The 20,069-nt window shown below is 44.7% G+C and carries 20 protein-coding genes and 1 other annotated feature; of the genes, 2 read left to right on the top strand and 18 right to left on the bottom strand.

Features of this window, described 5'->3' with window-relative positions:
* Window positions 1-39: 39 nt before the first annotated feature.
* The 9 genes from EC328_RS01540 to EC328_RS01510 all read right to left on the bottom strand — a co-directional run bounded on the left by EC328_RS01540 (window position 40) and on the right by EC328_RS01510 (window position 9,275).
* Complete coding sequence (locus tag EC328_RS01540; protein WP_128425167.1) at window positions 40-1,428, bottom strand: sigma-54 interaction domain-containing protein; 1,389 nt, start codon at window positions 1,426-1,428, stop codon at window positions 40-42.
* Window positions 1,429-1,583: 155 nt separating this feature from the next.
* Complete coding sequence (locus EC328_RS01535; RefSeq protein ID WP_128425166.1) at window positions 1,584-3,224, bottom strand: M20/M25/M40 family metallo-hydrolase; 1,641 nt, start codon at window positions 3,222-3,224, stop codon at window positions 1,584-1,586.
* A gap of 64 nt (window positions 3,225-3,288) precedes the next feature.
* Entirely contained in the window at window positions 3,289-4,131 is an 843-nt protein-coding gene (ispE, locus tag EC328_RS01530; protein ID WP_128425165.1) for a 4-(cytidine 5'-diphospho)-2-C-methyl-D-erythritol kinase, read from the bottom strand.
* A 114-nt stretch (window positions 4,132-4,245) separates the two neighbouring features.
* Complete coding sequence (locus tag EC328_RS01525) at window positions 4,246-4,506, bottom strand: Veg family protein (protein ID WP_128425164.1); 261 nt, start codon at window positions 4,504-4,506, stop codon at window positions 4,246-4,248.
* Between the two features lie 425 nt (window positions 4,507-4,931).
* Window positions 4,932-6,269, bottom strand: coding sequence for a magnesium transporter (gene mgtE / locus EC328_RS01520; RefSeq protein ID WP_128425163.1), 1,338 nt, complete (start codon window positions 6,267-6,269; stop codon window positions 4,932-4,934).
* A gap of 144 nt (window positions 6,270-6,413) precedes the next feature.
* Window positions 6,414-7,751, bottom strand: coding sequence for a magnesium transporter (gene mgtE, locus EC328_RS01515; protein WP_128425162.1), 1,338 nt, complete (start codon window positions 7,749-7,751; stop codon window positions 6,414-6,416).
* A gap of 340 nt (window positions 7,752-8,091) precedes the next feature.
* Entirely contained in the window at window positions 8,092-8,388 is a 297-nt protein-coding gene (locus EC328_RS11865) for an iron-sulfur cluster assembly accessory protein (protein WP_332925370.1), read from the bottom strand.
* Between the two features lie 159 nt (window positions 8,389-8,547).
* On the bottom strand, window positions 8,548-8,850 hold the full coding sequence (locus EC328_RS11860; RefSeq protein ID WP_332925322.1) for an iron-sulfur cluster biosynthesis family protein: 303 nt from the start codon (window positions 8,848-8,850) through the stop codon (window positions 8,548-8,550).
* Window positions 8,851-8,927: 77 nt separating this feature from the next.
* Entirely contained in the window at window positions 8,928-9,275 is a 348-nt protein-coding gene (locus EC328_RS01510; RefSeq protein ID WP_128425161.1) for a phage holin family protein, read from the bottom strand.
* Window positions 9,276-9,441: 166 nt separating this feature from the next.
* Between EC328_RS01510 and EC328_RS01505 the strand changes: the two genes are divergently transcribed.
* A complete protein-coding gene (locus tag EC328_RS01505) occupies window positions 9,442-9,627 on the top strand; it encodes a DUF1858 domain-containing protein (RefSeq protein ID WP_128425160.1) in 186 nt (61 codons plus the stop codon).
* A gap of 83 nt (window positions 9,628-9,710) precedes the next feature.
* Here EC328_RS01505 and ltrA read toward each other — a convergent pair whose 3' ends face one another.
* The 8 genes from ltrA to metG all read right to left on the bottom strand — a co-directional run bounded on the left by ltrA (window position 9,711) and on the right by metG (window position 16,386).
* A complete protein-coding gene (gene ltrA, locus EC328_RS01500; protein WP_240671456.1) occupies window positions 9,711-10,952 on the bottom strand; it encodes a group II intron reverse transcriptase/maturase in 1,242 nt (413 codons plus the stop codon).
* Between the two features lie 112 nt (window positions 10,953-11,064).
* Entirely contained in the window at window positions 11,065-11,244 is a 180-nt protein-coding gene (locus EC328_RS01495) for a hypothetical protein (RefSeq protein ID WP_128425093.1), read from the bottom strand.
* 257 nt (window positions 11,245-11,501) lie between these two features.
* Complete coding sequence (locus tag EC328_RS01490; protein WP_128425159.1) at window positions 11,502-11,732, bottom strand: glutaredoxin family protein; 231 nt, start codon at window positions 11,730-11,732, stop codon at window positions 11,502-11,504.
* A 113-nt stretch (window positions 11,733-11,845) separates the two neighbouring features.
* A complete protein-coding gene (locus tag EC328_RS11460) occupies window positions 11,846-11,992 on the bottom strand; it encodes a hypothetical protein (protein ID WP_164905992.1) in 147 nt (48 codons plus the stop codon).
* A gap of 200 nt (window positions 11,993-12,192) precedes the next feature.
* Complete coding sequence (gene rsmA / locus EC328_RS01485) at window positions 12,193-13,053, bottom strand: 16S rRNA (adenine(1518)-N(6)/adenine(1519)-N(6))-dimethyltransferase RsmA (RefSeq protein WP_128425158.1); 861 nt, start codon at window positions 13,051-13,053, stop codon at window positions 12,193-12,195.
* The gene (gene rnmV, locus EC328_RS01480; protein WP_128425157.1) at window positions 13,043-13,588 is read right to left on the bottom strand and encodes a ribonuclease M5; all 546 of its coding nucleotides are present in this window, start codon (window positions 13,586-13,588) and stop codon (window positions 13,043-13,045) included. The genes rsmA and rnmV overlap by 11 nt, the downstream gene beginning before the upstream one ends.
* Window positions 13,589-13,605: 17 nt before the next feature.
* On the bottom strand, window positions 13,606-14,376 hold the full coding sequence (locus tag EC328_RS01475) for a TatD family hydrolase (RefSeq protein WP_128425156.1): 771 nt from the start codon (window positions 14,374-14,376) through the stop codon (window positions 13,606-13,608).
* Window positions 14,377-14,385: 9 nt separating this feature from the next.
* Window positions 14,386-16,386 carry a methionine--tRNA ligase gene (metG, locus tag EC328_RS01470; RefSeq protein WP_276318551.1) on the bottom strand — a complete coding sequence of 667 codons (2,001 nt, stop codon included), beginning with the start codon at window positions 16,384-16,386 and terminating at the stop codon, window positions 14,386-14,388.
* Window positions 16,387-16,403: 17 nt separating this feature from the next.
* Window positions 16,404-16,631 (bottom strand) — a binding site (T-box leader).
* Between the two features lie 460 nt (window positions 16,632-17,091).
* Here metG and EC328_RS01465 point away from each other — a divergent pair.
* On the top strand, window positions 17,092-18,117 hold the full coding sequence (locus tag EC328_RS01465; protein ID WP_128425154.1) for a 3D domain-containing protein: 1,026 nt from the start codon (window positions 17,092-17,094) through the stop codon (window positions 18,115-18,117).
* A 26-nt stretch (window positions 18,118-18,143) separates the two neighbouring features.
* On the opposite strand, the gene pulA is transcribed toward EC328_RS01465, so the two are convergent.
* On the bottom strand, window positions 18,144-20,063 hold the full coding sequence (gene pulA / locus EC328_RS01460) for a type I pullulanase (protein ID WP_164905991.1): 1,920 nt from the start codon (window positions 20,061-20,063) through the stop codon (window positions 18,144-18,146).
* Window positions 20,064-20,069 lie beyond the last annotated feature (6 nt).

Here is a 20,069-nt window from a genome sequence, read left to right as displayed (position 1 = left end):
TTTGGTGCAAACAAAAGCCTGAAATATGAACACTTCAGGCTATACTATGCTGTACTTTTGAAGCTTGTATTGAAGGGTTTGCCTGGGGATCTGGAGAAGCTCTGCAGCGTGAGTGATGTTTCCATCGGTCTGCTTCATTGCCTCCTGCACCAGTGATTTCTCTGTTTCCTCCAATACCTGGTTAAGCGCAAGATTTATCCTTCGCTTTTCCTTCCTGCCCTTGGCCTTTCGGACCTTTTGCGGCAGATGCTCAAGATCGATAACATCCACATCGTAGATGCTCATTATCCCCTCTATAAGGTGCTCCAGCTCCCGTACGTTTCCCTCCCATGGATAGTCCAGGAATTGGTTTAGAGCTCTTCTCGATATCCCCTTAGTGCTCTTTCCCAACTTCATGTTGAATTTTTCTATGAAGTGGTTAGTGAGTACCTCGATGTCTTCCTTCCTCTCCTTTAATGGAGGGATCTCAAAGCTTATTACGTTCAGGCGATAGTAAAGGTCTTTTCTAAGCTGTTTCTTCTCAATGGCTTCCTCCGGAGAAACGTTGGTTGCAGCTATTACCCTTACATCGACGTTTTTGATCTTTGTACCACCGACACGTCTGATGTTACCGTCCTGAAGGACGCGTAGAAGCTTTGATTGCAGCTCCAGAGGCATTGAGTTTATCTCATCGAGGAACAGAGTCCCTCCGTCTGCCAGCTCGAATAGCCCGGGCCTGTCCTCAGCACCGGTAAAGCCTCCTTTTGTGGTACCAAAGAGTATTCCTTCCAAAAGGTTGGATGGAAGGGCAGCACAGTTTTGTGTTATAAAGGGATTGTGCCTTCTCTTGCTTCCATTATGGATCGAATGGACGAAAAGCTCCTTCCCTGTACCGGTGTCACCTGATACAAGCACAGGCACATCCCCCTCGGCAGCCCTTTTTGCAAGAGCCTTCAGACTCCTTATCTCCTTGCTCTCACCGACTATGTCATAAAACGTGAATCTGGCTGACTCCCTCGCCTGGTCCGATTTTTTGTTCCCTGAATACAGCTGGTTTTGCAGGTCAACGATTTTTTCTGAAAGCTCCCTTACCTGTGTGATATCCTTGGAAATCTCTATGGCTCCCAGGATCTTCCCCTTGCTTTTTATTGGTATTGAGGAGTTTATTGTTGTGATCTTCTCCCCCTTGTAGTTAAGAAATGTCTGCTCCTTTTTAAGTATGGGAACACCGGTCCTTATAGCGGTAAGCATGGTGCTGGTTTCCTCATCAAGGGACGGATATATCTCAAGAAGATGTTGTCCTACTGCCTTAGCCGGGTCTACTCCGTCTATCCTTTTAGCAAAATTATTGTAGTAAACTATCTTTCCCGCAGCATCGATTATATGTATCCCCTCATCCAGATAATCCATGATTTCAGTCATGTTTTCCTTGAAAAAAAGCTCCTTCATAATGACCTCCAGTTCATAAAACTACCAGCGCTTGATTTTCGGCACTTGTCGCTTAAAATTCGGCGGAATTATCTCCGCCTTTATGCCTTCATTATATCCCAGACTTGTCTATGTTTCAATACGAAAAAGGCTGCGTGTGATCGCAGCCTATGGTCTTACTTCATCAATTCTGTAACTGTATCAAGGAGTATTTGCGGAAGCACTCCGAAGGAGTAGCCCATCTCAACTCTTTCGGTAAACTTATGGGCATCCTTGCCGAATGGCCCTATGTTTACTACAGGAAGGTTCAGTTGCTGCATTTCCTTAAGCGGCAAATTGTATTTTACTCCGAAGCCAGGCATGTTTTCCTTCAGGGATTCTACTGCCTTTTCTTCTCTTGGAGCTGCTGCATAGCTAAGGTCTGAGATGTACGGATAGAATTTCTTGTTTACTATATGGTATTCATCTCCTGCGTTTGCTATTGCCTTATCTACTGCTGCTACAAGCTTTTTCTCTCTTTCGCTTTCTCCCTTTACGTAGATGTGCGGATAGTATGGTGGTGAGAAGTAGCCTATTACTACAGGGTCTTTGTCTGACCACATGTTGTGTACCATTTCTACTGTCTTCATTGCGAATATCCTGTCGTCTACTGTTGGGTCTTTTAACAGCTCTTTTGAAAGGGCTTCTATTCTTTCGTCTACCTCTGCTCCTCTTTCTGCCTTTACTTTCTCAAGGAGCTCATTGTATGACATTACTCTTGCCTTCCATGGCAGTGGCTCGAATGGATAGCTGCTTGCTTCTGTGTATTTTTTGTATTGTGCGTTAAGGTCGTCTATTGTTATTTGGAATGCTTTTGTCGCTCCCTTTATCATCTTTTCCATTACCTGGTCTGGTGTGGAGTTGTGGGTTGCGTAGTTGAAGTATACCAGGGAGTTTCTTGCGATCTGCACTGAGTATTCTGTCTTAAGGTCCTGTTGCCTTAGCGTTATTGGAGGAAGTGCTACCTCTCCGTCTGCTATGTCGCAGTATTCCATGTTGAGGTTGAATTCTCTTGTTATCTCGGATGCTATCTGGTTGGGGTCTAGTCCTTTGTATGGCTCGCCTACGTGGGTCTCTTTCCCTGTTATATAGAAGCTTGGCATCAGCTTTCCTACTGTTCCTACGTAGATGTATCTTGTTTCGTCTCCTACGTATTTTGGTGCCGAGTAGTCTGTGTCTACTACTGCAAGGTAGTCATAGCCTTTTTCTTCTCTAAGCTTTATTAGCTCTGGCACTACTGAGAGCATTCCTGCTGAGTTGCCTTCTTCGTCGCATACTGCTGCGAAGATCAGGTTTCCTTCAAGCTCGTCTACCTTAGTGGAGAATTCCTCCATCATTACCATAAGTGCTGCTACTCCGAATTTCATGTCGAAGATTCCTCTTCCGAACAGGTAATTCCCGGATTCAAGGTCGACCTTGGCTTCGTCTGAAAGCGTTACCTTTCTCAGCATGTCGTTAAGTTCAAGTGGCTTTGTTGCATATTCCTTCATGTCGCCGTAGTCGCTTATTCCTACCGTGTCGGTGTGGCCGATGAAGACAAGCGTCTTCTTGTCATTGCCCTTTTTGCCCTCGATGGTAGCAAGGACTGATTTCCTTCCCACTGGGTCGTCGATGGTGTTTACGAATTTAACGTTTTCCGGATGGTTTTTGAAATAATCCATCTCCATGAATTTCTTGAATACAAAGTCTGACACGTTGTTTTCATCAGTGGTTCCGACAACGCTTAAAATACTTGTTAGCTCAACTGCCAGATCCTTGATTTTTGCTGCCATGTCCATACCTCTCTCCTCCTTAGTGTATTATGCTTCCCAATATATCATATTGACTAATTCTTGACAATCCCTATACTGTGCCGGTTTCAAACACAAAGGGTACCTGGTCCTTCATTTTCTCGTATGCAAAATGGAGCTTTTCAGGGTCCTCGAATATCCCGAACACGCTGGCTCCGCTGCCGCTCATAAGGGCTCCAAGAGCTCCGTTTGACATCATGAAGTCCTTTATCTGACCTATTACAGGATTTTCAGAAATTATTGCATCCTCCATCACGTTTGAGAGGTTTTTTGCTATGCAATGAAGCTCTCTATTCTCAATGCAGGATTTAAGCTTATCCATATCGATCCTTTTATCCGTCAGCTTCAGTCTGCTGTAGGCATAGGGCGTTGAAATCTGGATACCTGGGTTTGCAATAAGCATCGGTATACCCGCTAACGGCTTAAGGGGCGTCAGTCTTTCGCCTATCCCTTCAGCCAAGGCAGTTCCACCCATTATGCAAAATGGAAGGTCGGCTCCTATCTTAAGGCCTATTTCCATCATCTCCTGCATTGTGAGCCTTAGGTCCCACATTCCGTTGAGTGCCTTTATCACGGCTGCTCCGTTTGTGCTGCCTCCAGCGAGGCCTGCGGCTACGGGGATCCTCTTTTCTATCCTTATCCGGAGCCCGACTTTTGTACCCGTAAGCTTTGATATCTCCTCCCAGGCCCTGTAGGCAAGGTTGGATCTGCCAAGAGGCACCAGGTCATTGTCGCAGCTGATTGATACCCCATTTTTTCCCTCGCTTATAAGAAGCTGGTCGGACAGGTCGATCTGCTGCATTATAGTCTTTATTTCGTGGTATCCGTCTTCTCTTTTATAAAGAACATCCAGGGCAAGGTTTACCTTTCCATAGGCTGTAATTTCTGTTTTCAAATGAATCTCTCCCAAGTAAAGCCTTGTTATATTCAACAAGGCTAATTATACCATAATTAGTGTTCTGTCCAAATGTTTTTACATAACAAAACCTGCCCCAGGGGCAGGTTCAAGTTATGATATCTTTATTAGTCTGTCGGTTTCGTCGCAGATTGTCACCTCAACGGTAGATGTAAGTACATCAGAGTAGGTGTAGGAAACCATCCTTGTGCTGTCGTACTGATTACAAATCCTTACTACAAAAAGGTTGGGATAAGCAGATTCAAGTACTCCCTCTTTCACTGTTGTCTTCTTTCTACCTCTGTTGGCTCTAAGAATTACTTTTTTGCCTATGCATCCCTCTAAGTCTTTTCTGATCTGAGCAACACTATTCATACTTGCCGAGAACCACCTTCCATTTTTTTCTCCCAAACTCTGGGGACAGAAGGAGTGTGTTAGGGACACTCATCATGGTATGATTGTAGCACAAAAATATGGTCCTGTCAAGTAAACGAATTATTATACTATTATACCCTTGCAATGTCAATTACTCATCAAATATTCTATTTTAAGAAAAATTAATAGATTATTTTTAGAAAAAAAGTTGTTTGTTACTCGCTATTAGCTGTTAACTTATTGAGATCCCTCCGCGTTGGTCGGGATGACGATACAGGCAGAAAGGGGAACCAATCCACAATTCACAGAGCACAATTCACAAATTAATCGTCTCCCTGTCATCCTAAATGTAATGAAGGATCTTTTTTCGGGCAGACAGGGACGTCTGCCCCTACTATTCACTATTCACTGGCGTTCATGAACGCCTACAGGTTCAACAAAGTCGATGCTATCCCGAAATACACCATCAATGCAACTGCGTCAACGACTGTTGTGATCAGGGGAGCTGCCATTATGGCAGGGTCCATTTTAAGTTTCTTTGCTGCAATAGGAGCAATACTTCCTACCATTTTGGCAATTACTACTGTGACTACGAGAGTCAGCGAAACTGTAAGCGATATTCTGAAATCAGCCTCTGTGAACAGCATAAGCCGCCCGAAGTTAACTATAGCTAAAACTAATCCAACCAGTATACTGACGCGAAACTCCTTCCATACCACCCTTAATGCATCTGACATCTCGATTTCTCCAGTTGCCAGACCACGGATGACAAGGGTCGAGGCTTGGGACCCGGAGCTACCTCCTGTATTCATAAGCATCGGCATAAATGCAGCAAGTATGACTGCCGAACTTAAAAGCTTCTCATAGCTAGCAATGATCCTACCCGAAATAGTCGCAGTGACCATAAGGGCCAATAGCCAGACTACTCTTTTCTTAGATAACTCAAATACACTTGATGTCAAGTAAGGCTCCTCAGACGGTGCCATCGCTGCCATTCTCTGGAAGTCCTCTGTGGCCTCCTGCTCCATGACGTCCATTATATCGTCGACGGTTATGATACCGGTCAACCTGTGCTCCTTATCTACAACAGGAATCGCAAGGAAGCCATATTTAACGAATACTGCCGCAACGGTTTCCTGGTCATCGTGAGTCTCCACGAAGATGACCTCATCCTCCATCAGGTCTTCTATAAGGGCATTTTCATCTGAAACCACCAGAATCCTCAAAGAGATAATCCCTTCAAGCTTTCTGTTCCTGTCTGTCACGTAGCACGTATAGACCGTCTCCTTTGAAAGGCCGGTCTCCTTGATGTGAGCCATCGCTTCCCTGACAGTCATGGTTTTGCGTAACTCAACGTATTCTATTGTCATTATGCTTCCCGCAGAATCAGGAGGGTATTTCAGAAATTGATTGATCAGCTTTCTTTCCTCGCTGCTGGATTGCATAAGGATCTTATTTACTATATTTGCCGGCATCTCCTCAAGAAGGTCGATCATGTCGTCGAAGAACAGCTCATCCAGTATGAAATTGAGCTCCTTGTCAGTCATGGCATTTACCAGATCCCTTTGCTGCTCGATAGAAAAGTGTGCGAAGACCTCTACTGCAAGGTCTTTTGGCAGCATACGGAATATGAGAAGTGCTGTGTGAAGGTCGAGATCGTCAAGTATCTCAGCAATGTCGACCTCGTTCATCTCCTCCAGGATTCTTTTCAGTTGGAGGTATTTCTTTTCTTCAATAAGTTCAAGAATGTTCAGTTCATCCATTCTATTCCTCCTTCTGGATATATTTTAGAAGGAGCTTCTGATCCCTGCGATGATCATGGCTCCATATTTTGTTTTATTACTCGCAGGTAACGGACTTGAGTCCACAATCATCACCTCTTTTATGTTTTGATTTTTAATTTCTTCTTAGATTTTGAATATTGCTGATGCTATGGAAAAATATACTACAAGGCTCAATGCATCTGCTATCGTAGTGATCAATGGTCCCGCCATAATCGCCGGGTCAAGCTTTACTTTTTTAGCTGCAATTGGAAGGATACCTCCAATTACCTTTGCAATAACAACTGCAAAAATTAGTGTGACAGAGACCAATCCAGATATAGCATAACTAGCTTTTTCAATAAATAATAACCGTGCGAAATTAATCACAGCAAGTGTTGTTCCGACCGTCAGTGAGATCCTGAATTCCTTCCACAGGACCTTTGGAGCATCTATAAGCTCTATCTCCCCAGTTGCAAGTCCACGTACGATAAGTGTTGAGGATTGGCTTCCTGCATTCCCGCTGGTATCCATAAGCATCGGAAGAAAAGATGTAAGTATGACGACAGAGCTTAACACATTCTCATAATTTGTTATGATAGCCCCTGAAATAGTTGCCGAAACCATCAGTATAAGGAGCCATATTATTCTGTGTTTGGCCAGCTCCACAACCTTCGTTTCAAGGTAAGGAGTTTCTGACGGTGCAATTGCAGCCATCCTTTGGAAGTCCTCGGTTGCTTCTGTCTCCATTACATCCATGATGTCATCTACTGTGATTATCCCTGTAAGCCGTCCCTCTTTATCAACTACCGGCAAAGCAATAAGGCCGTATTTTATGAAAATATTGGCAGCCTTTTCCTGGTCGTCATGAGTCTCTACATAAATGATATCCTCCTCCATCAGGTCCCCAATGAGGATCCTTTCATCGGAAGTGACCAGGTTTCTTAAAGAGACTATCCCTTCAAGCTTTCTGTTCCTATCAATGACATAACAAGTATAGACCGTCTCCTTCATAAGGCCGGTCTCCTTTATATGTGCCATAGCTTCTCGGACTGTCATGGTCTTTTTGAGCTCGACATATTCTATTGTCATTATGCTTCCGGCTGAATCAGGGGGATACTTAAGGAATTGGTTTATCAGCTCCCGCTCTTCCTTAGTGGCTCTTGACAGGATCTTGTTGACGATATTAGCAGGCATTTCCTCCAGCATATCTATCATGTCGTCAAAAAAGAGCTCCTCAATAATGTAGTTGAGCTCCTTGTCAGTAATAGAGCTTACGATATCTCTTTGCTTCTCAATTGAGAAGTGCGCAAAAACCTCTACTGCAAGGTCTTTAGGCAGCATGCGAAAGATTAGGAGAGCAGTGTGAAGATCGAGGTCATCAAGTATCTCAGCTATGTCGACCTCGTTCATCTCCTCCAGGATTTTTTTTAGCTGGAGGTATTTTTTTTCTTCGATAAGTTCAAGAATGTATATTTCATCCATTCTATCCCTCCTCCCATATTTAGTTTTGGGGGGAGCCTACGGTCAGAGTGGTGACCATGGCTCTGTATTTTTTTTTGCAACTGTCAGGCAAAGGGCTCGAATCCATAATCATCACTTCCTTTCATAATTTGAACTTAACCTGTTTTTATTATAGCACAGAGGAAATAGTTGGCAAGAGTTAGTACAGTTAATAGTGAATAGTGAACAGTGAATAACAAAAATATTTTAGAGGGTAGTAAGTAGTAGGTAGTTGTTAGTTAAAGAAAAAATTTCCAGGGGTGAGGGACTAGGGGTTAGGACAAAAACACTAACGACTTGCGCTTATCGCTTAACTCCTCCACTATTCACTATAAGTCGCTCCATACGGGCTCACGATGAAGCCTCTGCGTATCCAGTTATTGGTGTAGTCTATGGTAAGAACATTGTACTCCTCTGCGACCTTGTTCTCGATCGCTAGTGTGATTCCTTTAATTTGAATTATCATATCATCATTTTTTGGCTCATCCAGAGTCATTCCAAACGATGGTCCACTTCAGCCACAGCCTGCAAGAAATACTCTTGGTACGCTATTTCCCTTGATCTTTGATACAGCCTTTTCGATCTCTTTTTTTGCGGAGCTGGTCAGAGTTATTTCCATGGTAAACCTCCAAATTTGTTTGAAATTCAAATGGCCATTGGGGACGGTCCTTTTTGGCTGAAATTGTTGGGATAACAAGACAATTCCAGCCAAAAAGGACCGTCCCTCGTGGCTGAAAATAAAAAGACAGGCGTGATTTGCCTGTCCTCATAGTCATCATTAACAGCTTGACGCAGCTGCTCCATCCGGATACACTGAAAATCCTCTTCTCAGCCAGTTGTCACTGAAGTCGATTGTAAAGCTTCCAAAGTTTTCAGTAAGAAGATCCTCAAGTACAAACTTGAACTCTCCCTCTTCCACCTGGATGTCATCATCTTTTAGCTCATCCAGAGCCAATCCAAAGGATGGACCGCCTCAACCATAGCCTGCGATATAGATCCTCAATAGCTTATTCTCATTCTTTTTATTTGCCAGGACCTTTACCAGTTCCTCTTTGGCAGTATTGGTTATATCGATTTTCATTCTATTCCTCCTCCAAAATATACCCCTATATGGTATCTGATTTCATTCTACAATAGACATTGCTCTTAGTCAATATGTTATTTAAATCTGTTTCCCGGGATCACCAAATCAACTATCCCAAGAACCAGAGCTCCCAACAATGCCCCCATAATAGATATTGAAAAGCCATCGACTATATACCTTGTCAGATAAAGGATCACCGCAGTCAGTAGAAAGCCGGACGCTCCAGCTCCAAAGGGCGATGCCTTAACTCCAATGAATTCAACCACTCCCCAGCTTAGAAGCCCGACAACCACAGCCGTTATTAACAGAGTTCCAAAGCCTCCGGATATTGAGAAGCCAGGTGTCAGCCAGGCGGCAATACCCAGCACAACTGCGGACACAAATATCTTGACCAAGAGTGAAAATAAACCTTTCTTTTTCATTCTCACACCTCCTGTAGTTATCTATATCCTTATTGGATATCAGCTAAACATTCCCGGCTTATGTTAAAAAATTGACTAAAGTATTTTCAAAAAAGCAAAAAATCATGTAGCAATTATGATATTTATATGCTACTATAATGCTATGAATTAAAAGGAGGAATGAAGCATGGAAATCAAGAAGGATATGCTTATTGGCGAGCTTATTAGAAAGAAGCCTGAAGCTATAGAGATTCTATTAAGATTCGGCATGGGTTGCGTTGGATGTCCGTCCAGCCAGATGGAGAGCCTTGAGGAAGCAGCGATGGTTCACGGCCTGGACCTTGACAGGCTTATGGAGACTCTTAACGCTTAATATCAGAATTACTCAGACAATCGAGTAGGGGAAAATTAATTCCCCTCTCACACCACCGTACGTGCCGTTCGGCATACGGCGGTTCAATTCAAATAATAATCCAAACAACTAATGAGACCTCGCTTTGCGAGGATTTCTTTTGATATTTTACGTAAACCTGTGGTTTTAGCCACTGCCTGGTAATGGTTGTTAAACCCTACCGACTGTCTTACCATCCATTCCGGAGCACCGAGTTTTCTTAAGCCCCACATTCTCTTCTGACTGGTTTTCCACTGCTTCCATATCACGATACGGATTCTTGTACGCAAGTGTCCATCTATTCGTATCATATTAGTCTTCATTTTACCTATTCGAAAGTAGTTTATCCAGCCTCTGATTACCCAATTGAGTCTCTTTATTCTATCGTCCATGCTGATTGACCATGAGCGTTTTGTGAGCTGCTTGAGTTTTCTCTTGAATTTAACTATGGAGTCCCGATGAGGCCTTGCCTCCCATTTACCATCCATCTTCACAAAACCAAATCCTAAATATTTTAGCTTTGTTGGTTCTGTGGTTCTTGTCTTTTCTGCGTTGACTTTTAATCCGAGTTTTCTCTCTATCCATTTTGTTATGGTGTTCATAACTCTGTTGGAAGCTGCACTACTTCCTACTGCTATTACACAGTCATCTGCATATCTAACAAAATTAAGTCCTCTTGCTTCAAGCTCTTTGTCAAGCTCATTGAGCATGATGTTACTGAGTATTGGGGAGAGGTTTCCTCCCTGCGGGGTCCCCTCGTTGGTTTCTTCATATTTTCCTTTGTCCATCACTCCTGCCTTTAGATATTTAGCTATGAGTGATTCTGTGTCAGGGTCTTGTATGATTTTGCCTACAAGGGTCATCAGCTTGTCTTGTGGTACATTATCAAAGAACTTCTCAAGGTCAATATCCACTATGTAGATATATCCGTCATTCAGATATTCCAATAGTTTGATGACTGCCTGTTGTGCTCGTCTACCCGGCCTGAAACCATAGCTGTATTCGCTGAAATGTGGCTCCACTATGGGTGTGATTACCTGCACTATTGCCTGTTCTATGATTCTGTCCATCACTGTGGGTATACCAAGTTTTCTTACTCCACCATTTGGCTTTGGTATTTCAACTCTTAGCACCGGCTGAGGTTTGTACTTTCTGTTACGAATACGTTCCTTGATGTCTTCCCAGTTTCCTTTCAGATATTCATCAATTTCGTCTACACTTATGTTGTCTATGCCTCCTGCTCCTTTGTTGGCTTTTACCTTCTTGTATGCAAGCAGCATATTCTCTCTTGATAATATCTGTTCCATTAGTTGTGACATGATTTGTCTCCTTTTCCTGTTTTGCTTTCATGCATATCAACCTTACCTCCTGTGAACCCTTCGCTCCGTTACGTCTTCGCTACTGAGATTCTCGTCAGGCCTATGCATTTACATCCGTAAGTCCATTTGACTTTGAATTGTTCAGTCCTTCCTTGTTTCCAAGTACTATGACCTCTGCTGACTTCTCATGGTTCGTTATTACTACGGTTTTAGCCGCCCATGAGACCTCACGGGATAAGTCCTCTGTCTTTCCTCGTCTACCTGCCTGATCTACCTGCATGGGTTACGATTGCCTTTTGGACTTCACTGCTTTTGGCCAGCTTATCCTCCATGCAAGCCTTGGTATCAGGTTTCTGTCCGTCAGGCTACGATTTCGCTATTGCTTCCTCTCGCCCACACCTCACGATGTGAACCTTGCAAGTCGCTATAGGGTTCGTCGGCAACTACGCCCCTTGTGGACTTTCACCACAGACAGAAGGCATGCCCGTCGTACCAACAAAAGCTGAAGCGATATCGCCTCAGCTTTTTCTTTTTTTGCTATGATTTTAGCAGATTGTCTATCTTTTCCTTGTCGAAGCCCACTACTTCCTGTCCGTCTATCACTATTACCGGAACTCCCATATGTCCCATAGCCATAAGCTCTTTCCTTGCTTCCTTATCCGTCGATACATTTTTTTCTACATACGAAACACCCTTTTCAGCCAGGTGGTTCTTAGCCAGTGTGCAATATGGGCAAGTGCTGCTTGTATAAACTGTTACTTCATGCATATTTAATCCCCCTTTATATGATCCACAGTTTGATTATACCCCATATGGGTATTTGTGTCAAGTACCTCCCAATTTATGATACCCACACGATCAGGAAATTAAACCAGCATACTTTAGTGTGAGTCACCAAAAACCTTGCCATAAGCCTGTTTAATATATTCGTCAGAAGCAAATCCCGTGAGCTCTATGTATGCCCCGATCGTGTCCATGTTTTCTATCTTTGAATTTCCAAGCTCATTATTTATATCATTGACGGGCATTTAATAGAATCTCTTGTTGCCATCCTTCTCTTTTTTTGCAGTCAGTGATGAATTAACACTACTGACTTTTTGCTTTTTCTATTGTTTATTGTTCATTGTTCATTGTTCATTGTGAATTGTGAATTGTGAATTGTTAATCGTGCATTGTGAATTGTGAATTGTGAATTGTGCATTGTGAATTGTGCATTGTGAATTGTGAATTACAGCTTCGGCAGTTCCCTTGCAAGCCTTACATAGTCCTCCAGTGCCAGGTCCTCACCCCGCACCGTCTCGTCTATGCCTGCACGGACCAATGCAGCTCTAAGCTCGTCCTTGTCAGCCTCAAGACCATAGGTTGACAGTGCGTTTATCAGAGTCTTTCTTCGTTTGGAGAATGCTGCTCGAACAAGCTTAAAAAAGCTTTCCCTGTTGGTATCCGGAAGCTCGTCCTTGATCGTGAGTCTGATTACCGAGCTGTCTATCTTAGGCTGAGGCATAAATACTGTCTTAGGGACCTTCAATATGATCTCAGGCTTAGTATAGAAGCTTACAAACAGGGTAAGAGAGCCGTAGTCCTTGGTGTCCGGCCTTGCAACCATTCGATCTGCCACTTCTTTTTGCACCATGACGCTTATAGATTTGAAAGGCAGCTCCTCCTCAAGAAGTCTTCCAATTATCGGCGTGGTAACATAGTATGGCAAATTGGCGACCACTTTAACGGGGCCGCCTCCAAGCTTTTCATCGATTATTTCCCTCAAGGGGAGCTTAAGGACATCTCCATATACCACCTCGACATTATCGTAGGGATAAAGGGTCTCCTCAAGTATGGGCTTAAGCCTGTTGTCAAGCTCTATGGCAACAACTTTTTTTGCATTGAGGGCGAGCTCCTCTGTAAGAGTCCCCATGCCCGGGCCTATCTCGAGAACATAATCGTCCTTTGTGATACCGGCACCTCTTACGATCCCTCTTACAATGTTGCCGTCTATCAGGAAGTTTTGTCCAAGGCCCTTGGAAAAGGTAAAGCCGTGTCTGTCAAGAACCTCTCTGACCTGCTTTGGGGAATACAGTCTTTTATTCTCCATCCTCATCGATCCTTTCCATGGCCCTTATAAATTCGTCTCTGGTTACCCCAAGGTGGTTGAGCCTTTTTAGTATCTGCTTTCCGTTGCAGTAGCCGATTCCAAGTATCTCTCCAAGCCTCTCACGCCTTTCGCTTGAGCCCTTTCCACCTGCAAGGTTGAACATGAGGATGTCCTCCCAGTCAAATGTATCAACCTTCTCAACATTATTTGGCCTTGCTTTCTGTATGGCTTCACGGATATCGTCAGGTGTTGCGTTTTCAACTCCGACGTCTCCCTTCTTAAGGGCTTTCCCCTGTGGAAGGAAGGCGTGCTTGCAGTTGGGGATGTGCTTTGAAAGGTCCTTTCTGATCCTCTCTCCTCCGAAGTCCGGATCGGTAAGGATAATAAGCCCTCTCCTTTCCTGGAGGGACTTCAAGGTCCTTATTAATGACTTCCCATAGCCAAAGCCGTTGGTTGCGATTACCTCGCACTCAAGGGCGGCTTTAACTGCGGTTATATCGTCTCTGCCTTCTACTACGATTACTTCCTTGATCATCAAATCTTTCCTTCCTGTTAGGGCAGCCTGAAGAAGTTCCTGGCATTATCGGCAGTTGCCTTTGCAAGCTCCTCTACTGGCATTGCCTTTATCTCTGCTATCTTCTCAGCCACCAGGTTCACCAGCTTTGGCTCGTTCCTTTTGCCTCTGAAGGGCTCAGGTGTCATGTATGGACAGTCGGTCTCTATCATTAGATTTTCAAGTGGTACGACTGAGGCAACCTCCCTCGGTACTCTTGCATTCTTAAAGGTGACTGCTCCTCCAAGGGCAATGTAGAATCCAAGCCTTGCATAATCCATTGCCATCTCCGCGCTTCCTGAATAGCAGTGCATAAGGACCTTCAGCTTCCCGTCAGCTGCAGCCTCTTTAAGGATGTCATAGGTCTCCTTGGCGGCATCCCTTGTGTGGATAACGACGGGAAGACCCAGCTCCTTTGCAAGCTGGAGCTGAGCCTTGAACCATTTTCTCTGTATATCCCTGGGTGAATTATCGTAGTAAAAATCCAGCCCGATCTCACCTATTGCCACGACCTTTTCCTCTTTGGCTATCTCCCTCAACCAATCAAGACCATCCTCCTCAAGCTCGCTGGCTGAATGGGGGTGGACTCCGGCTACGGCATATATATTATCGTATTTCCTTGCAAGCTCAAGGGTCGAAAGGCTTGATTCCTTGTCAGCACCGATATTAATGACCACATCGACGCCGTCTTCCCTAAGGCTTTCAATTACATTCTCCCTGTCCTGGTCGAACCTTGGGTCGTCCAGGTGGGCGTGACTATCTATAAACATATTTCCTCCTTATGAGATGGATGAACCATCTGCAATATCCTCAAGTGTTGACAAAAGGGTCAGGTTGCCGTCTGCATCCTCAGCAGCCATGATCATCCCTCTCGATTCAACTCCTCTAAGCTTTACAGGCTTAAGGTTTGCCACTACTATGACCTTCTTGCCAACAAGGTCCTCTGCCTTGTACCATTGCTTTATCCCGGATACTACGGTGCGGATCTCCTCTCCTACCTTCAGGGTAAGGACAAGGAGCTTGTCGGCCTTTGGATGATCCTCGCATGCAATTACCTTGGCGACCTTAAGCTGAACCTTTGCAAAGTCGTCAATGGTTATCTCCTCAACAGGCTCCACTTCGACAGGAGCCTCCGGCTTTTTCTCCTCGGATTTAGTCTCCTTCCTGGCACCAGTCCTCTTCTCGATCAGCTTATTGTTTGCTGTATTCAGTCTTTCAAGCTCAACCTTTATATCAAGTCTTGGGAAGATAATACCTCCCTTTTGAAGCTTTGTTCCTTCCTTAAGAAATCCCCAGGTCTTTGCATCCTCCCAGTTGACTGCTCCTTCTACTCCAAGCTGTTTTCTTATCTCGTCTGAGGTCCTAACCATAAACGGCTGGATCAGGATCGATACTATCCTCAGGCTCTCAGACAGGTTGTAGAGAACCGTATCAAGTCTTTCTGTGTTGCCGTCCCTGGCGAGGATCCATGGCATGGTCTCATCGACATATTTGTTGGTCCTTCTTATGAGCTTCCAAATCTCCTCAAGTGCATTGGAGAAATTAAGCTTGTCCATCAATTCTTCAACTTTGCCGGCTGTTTCCGTGGCCTGGGTGATAAGGGTCTGATCCAGCTCCTCAACGGCCTTAGGTGAAGGCAGGATCCCGCCGTTATACTTCTCTACCATAGACACGGTTCTTGATACAAGGTTCCCCAGATCGTTCGCAAGGTCCGAGTTAAGTCTTTGAAGGAACTTCTCTCTTGAGAATGAGCCGTCCTGTCCAAAGGAGAATTCTCTCATAAGGAAGTATTTGAAGGCATCTATGCCGTAAAGCTCAATTATTGGCTCAGGATATATAACATTGCCCTTTGATTTTGACATTTTGTCGTCCTCAAACAGGATCCAGCCATGGCCAAATACTTTTTTGGGAAGGGGAAGGTCAAGAGCCATCAGGATCGCTGGCCATATTATGGTGTGGAACCTTACTATTTCCTTTCCTACCAGGTGTACATCCGCCGGCCAGAACTTGTTGAAGTTGGTTTCATCCTCTGTGCCGTACCCAAGGGCTGTAAGGTAGCATGAAAGTGCGTCTATCCATACGTACACCACGTGCTTCTCGTCGAAGGGCACCTTTATTCCCCAATCGAAGCTGCTTCTTGATACGCTAAGGTCATCCAATCCGTCCTTGAGGAAGTTGTTTATCATCTCGTTCTTCCTGCTCTCTGGCTGGATGAACTCCGGATTGTCCTCGTAGAGCTTTAGTAGCTTGTCTCTGTACTTTGAAAGTCTGAAGAAGTATGCCTCCTCCTTGGCAAGATGGGTCTCTCTGCCGCAGTCCGGGCATTTGTTGCCGTCTACCAGCTGGGAATCGGACCAGAAGGACTCGCAGGGCGTACAATAGGCTCCCTCGTATTGGTCCTTATATATCTCGCCCTTGTCATATAGCTTCTTGAATATATCGGCTATGGCTTTCTCGTGCTTTGGATCGGTGCTCCTTATGAAGGAATCGTAGTCGATCTCGAGCATATTCCAAAGTACCTTTATGTCGGCAACTATTTTGTCAACGTAAGCCTGGGGACTCATTCCAGCCTGGGCTGCCTTTTCCTGGATCTTTTGTCCGTGCTCATCTGAGCCTGTCGTGAAGAATACGTCATAGCCCTGGAGCTTCTTATAGCGCTTGATGGTGTCAGCGGCAACTGTTGTGTAGGTGTGGCCTATGTGCAGGTTGTCGCTGGGGTAATAGATCGGGGTCGTTAAATAGAAATTTTTCAAAGCTATCATCCTCTCTTTATGGAAAATAAAAAAGCCTCCGGTCTCATAGAGACGAAGGCGACTTCGCGGTACCACTCTAATTATCTCAGGCCTCACGGCATGGATCTCAGCAGGTTTTTAACCTTACATAATAACGGATGTCACCGTCCAGGCCTACATTTCAGCCAGGAGATTCAGGGGCCATGTTCAAGGATCGCCATTGCCCGGATCCCACCATCCCGGACTCTCTTGTAAAGGCATGTGTCCCCTACTCTTCCCGTCGATATCTTTAATTTACGATTAACAAGTATTATAGCGTATTTGAAGGAGGAATGTCAATACAATTCACAATTCACAATTTACAATGCACAATTTTTTGTCATTCCGAGCGTAGTCGAGGAATCTCGTATTTCGTTGGAATGTTGGAAGAGTTGGAATGTTGGAAAGGGAAAAGAAAGCACAAAGCGTTAATCGGTTGTAGGGGCGACCAATGGTCGCCAGAAGAAAGATCCTTCACTTCGTTAAGGATTACAAGGAAAAGCCTGGCGGCCAATGACCACCCCTACTTTAATCCCTGATTTTCTCTTATTTCTTTAGCTAACTACTAGCTACTATCCACTAATAACTAGTCAGAATATTTCGCCTATGAAGTCAAAAATTTGACAAGCTTAGATTTTTCGTTTACAATACAGAGGCGGTCAAAAATAGTTACAAAAGAGTTACAAATTTTGTAACAAAACAAGGAGGAGAATTATGGACAATAACAGGACCAAAATGGTCGGTAAGGTTAAAGTCCTCTTACTTCTGGCTATAGCAATGACATTATCATTAGGGGTTAACTTCTTCCAGGGAAATGAAGTAAGCCTGAATGTGGATGGCGAGATCATAAAAATGGTCTCCTATTCATCGACAGTTGAGGAGCTTCTTGAAGAGGAAGGTATCAAGCTCAGAAGGGGCGCAGTCGTAGAGCCCGGTCTGGACGCTTTGATCAAGGAAAAACTTGAAATTACAATCATAAATCCGAAGGATTATACACTCATCATCGGGGATGAAACTATTAAGTTTAGATCCCTGAGCTCAAAGGTATCTGATGTCCTTGCAGACGCAGATATAGCTGTTGGGTTAAAGGACTTTACGAAGCCTTCTCTGGACTCTACCGTCAAAGACGGTGACACGATTGAGTTGTTTAGAGTCGTGGAGGTTCCCAGAGTCGAAGAAGCAGTCATACCCTTTGAAAAGGAGATCATTTCCAACGAACGATTGGACAGAGGAGTGGTCCATGTTCTTCAGGAGGGCAAGGACGGCTTGAGAAGATCACATATCAACGATATTTACGTAAATGGTGTCTTCACATCATCCGTCATGATCAGCGATACCATTCTGGAAGAGCCGGTATCTCAGGTTATTGAAAAAGGGGTCAACAATATAGTGCTGACATCCCGTGGAGAAACCCGCTTTAAGGATACTATGATCCTGGAGGCAACGGCCTACGACCTTTCCTACGCAAGCACAGGAAAGAGGCCGGGAGACCGATATTACGGCATAACCGCCACTGGAACGAGGGCAAGACCTGGAACTGTTGCCGTCGACCCAAGAGTTATACCGCTGGGGACCAAGCTGTACATCCAGTCCCTGGATGGAACAAAGGATTATGGATTTGCTATAGCAGAAGATGTTGGAGGAGCCATTAAAGGCGAAAAAATAGACCTGTTTTTCAATTCGGCAACCGACGTAAGATACTTCGGCCGAAGAGATGTAAAAGTGTATATATTAGATTAGGGAAGGTGCCGCAGCTTGCGGCACCTTTATTCTATCTTCAACTCATATACGTATGTCGTTATCCCTGGGACGCTTATCCCATGGGGGTGATTGAACTCACCGTTTTCCCTTACTATCCCGTTCTCATCGAAAAGACACCTGATTTTAATCTCTTCGATATTTCTCTTTCTCTTAGCTTCTATATGCCTTCTCATCACTGCATGGGGCAAAAGACACTCATTCTGATTGGCGTTGTGTATAACCAGAATACAGCCACCGTTGCTTTTTATTGTGTAGGAGAGCATATGGCAGTTGCCGGTGTTCTCAAGGAAGTGAAGCCTGTCCCTAATTTCATCTCCATCGTCGATCCTGAATTCCGGTCTTAGCTTTCTGAAAGCTATCAGGTCTTTAAGGTAGCTGTAAAAATCAAGGTTTTTTTCCTTAAGTGTCCAATCTATTGCATTTATCGACAGGGGAGCATTATAGGTGTTGTGGTGACCTCCCTTGGTCCTCAGGAATTCATTGCCTGCATGGATAAATGGAATGCCCTGTGACAAAAACAATATGCCATGAATAAGCTTATTGTACTTGATATATTCATCCCTTGTCTTTCCGGGAAGGGTCTTTAACAGCTTATCCTGGAGTATGAGATTGTCGTGGGAGTTTGCGTAGTTTATGGTTTCTCTCGCCCTGGATGCAAAGCCTATCCTTCCCTCGTCATAGAAGATAGAGCCTGCGATCCCTGTCTCAACGCCTCTTCGTTCGTCCAGATTGCCCTGGGCGAACCCGTTGTGTCTTCCATCGTTGTCTCCCTTTATTGCATTTCTGAAGCTGTCGTTGAATATTGCGAAGCCCTTCCTGCTTTGAGTGCCCCTTGAGGTCGTCTTATTTGAAGGCAGGGTTGTAATTCCTCCCGTCCACGGCTCTCCGTATATCAATATGTCCGGCCTTATCCTTCTGAGCCTGTCAACAGCGAGCTCCATGGTATCTATGTCGATAAGCGCCATCAGGTCGAACCTGAAGCCATCGATTTTGAACTCGTTGACCCAGTACTCAAGACTTTCAACTATGAATTCCCTGACCAGTGGTTTTTCGGTTGCCAGCTCGTTGCCGCATCCAGCTCCGTCTGAGAACGTGCCGTCCTGCCTCATCCTGTGCCAGTGTCCTGGTGCCAGTATATGGAAGTTGGAATCCTTTGCTCTGTAGGTATGATTATAAACTACGTCGATAACGACCCTAAGCCCTGCCTTGTGGAGCGCCATTATCAGCGCCTTTAGCTCTCTGATCCTGACACGGGGGTCATATGGGTCAGTTGAGTATGAACCCTCCACTGCATTATAGTGCTCCGGGTCATAGCCCCAGTTGTAGTTGTCATCTCTTAGTCTCAGTTGGGGCTCCTCTCTCACTGTCAAAAAATCGTTGACGGGCATCAGGTGAACGTGAGTAACTCCAAGATCAACAAGGTGGTCTATACCCAATGATCGACCGTTTAGTGTCCTCCCTCTCTCAGCAAAGGCCCTGAAGGTGCCAGGATGCTTTGACCCAAAGCTTTCGTGTGCGGTAAAGTCCTTTACGTGTACCTCATAAAGCACACTGTCGACAGGTTCAATTGGTGCGGGGAGCCGGTGCTCCTTCCAGCCTTCGGGATCAGTATCTGAAAGGTCGATTATTGCTGATCTTTTGGAATTGCAGGATAAGGCAACACTGTAGGGATCTGTCACTTCAAGCCTTCCATCGACAATATAGGTGTAGAATTTCCCTTTAAGGTCTTCCTCCATGGTGATCGAGAACGAACCGTCGTGATCCCTGTTCATGGCATACTCCGTTTTTCTAAGGGAGGAGTGATCCTCATAAATCCTTAATCTGATATCAGTCCTTGTGGGAGAAAATACCCTGAAGGTCGTCATCTCCTTTGAGCAGCTTGCTCCAAAAACACTCTCTGATGCTATATGTTTTTTGTAGTCCAATTTCCC

This window comes from Gudongella oleilytica, from assembly GCF_004101785.1.
Classification (GTDB): domain Bacteria; phylum Bacillota; class Clostridia; order Tissierellales; family Tissierellaceae; genus Gudongella; species Gudongella oleilytica.
This window is presented reverse-complemented; position numbering and strand designations above follow the sequence as displayed.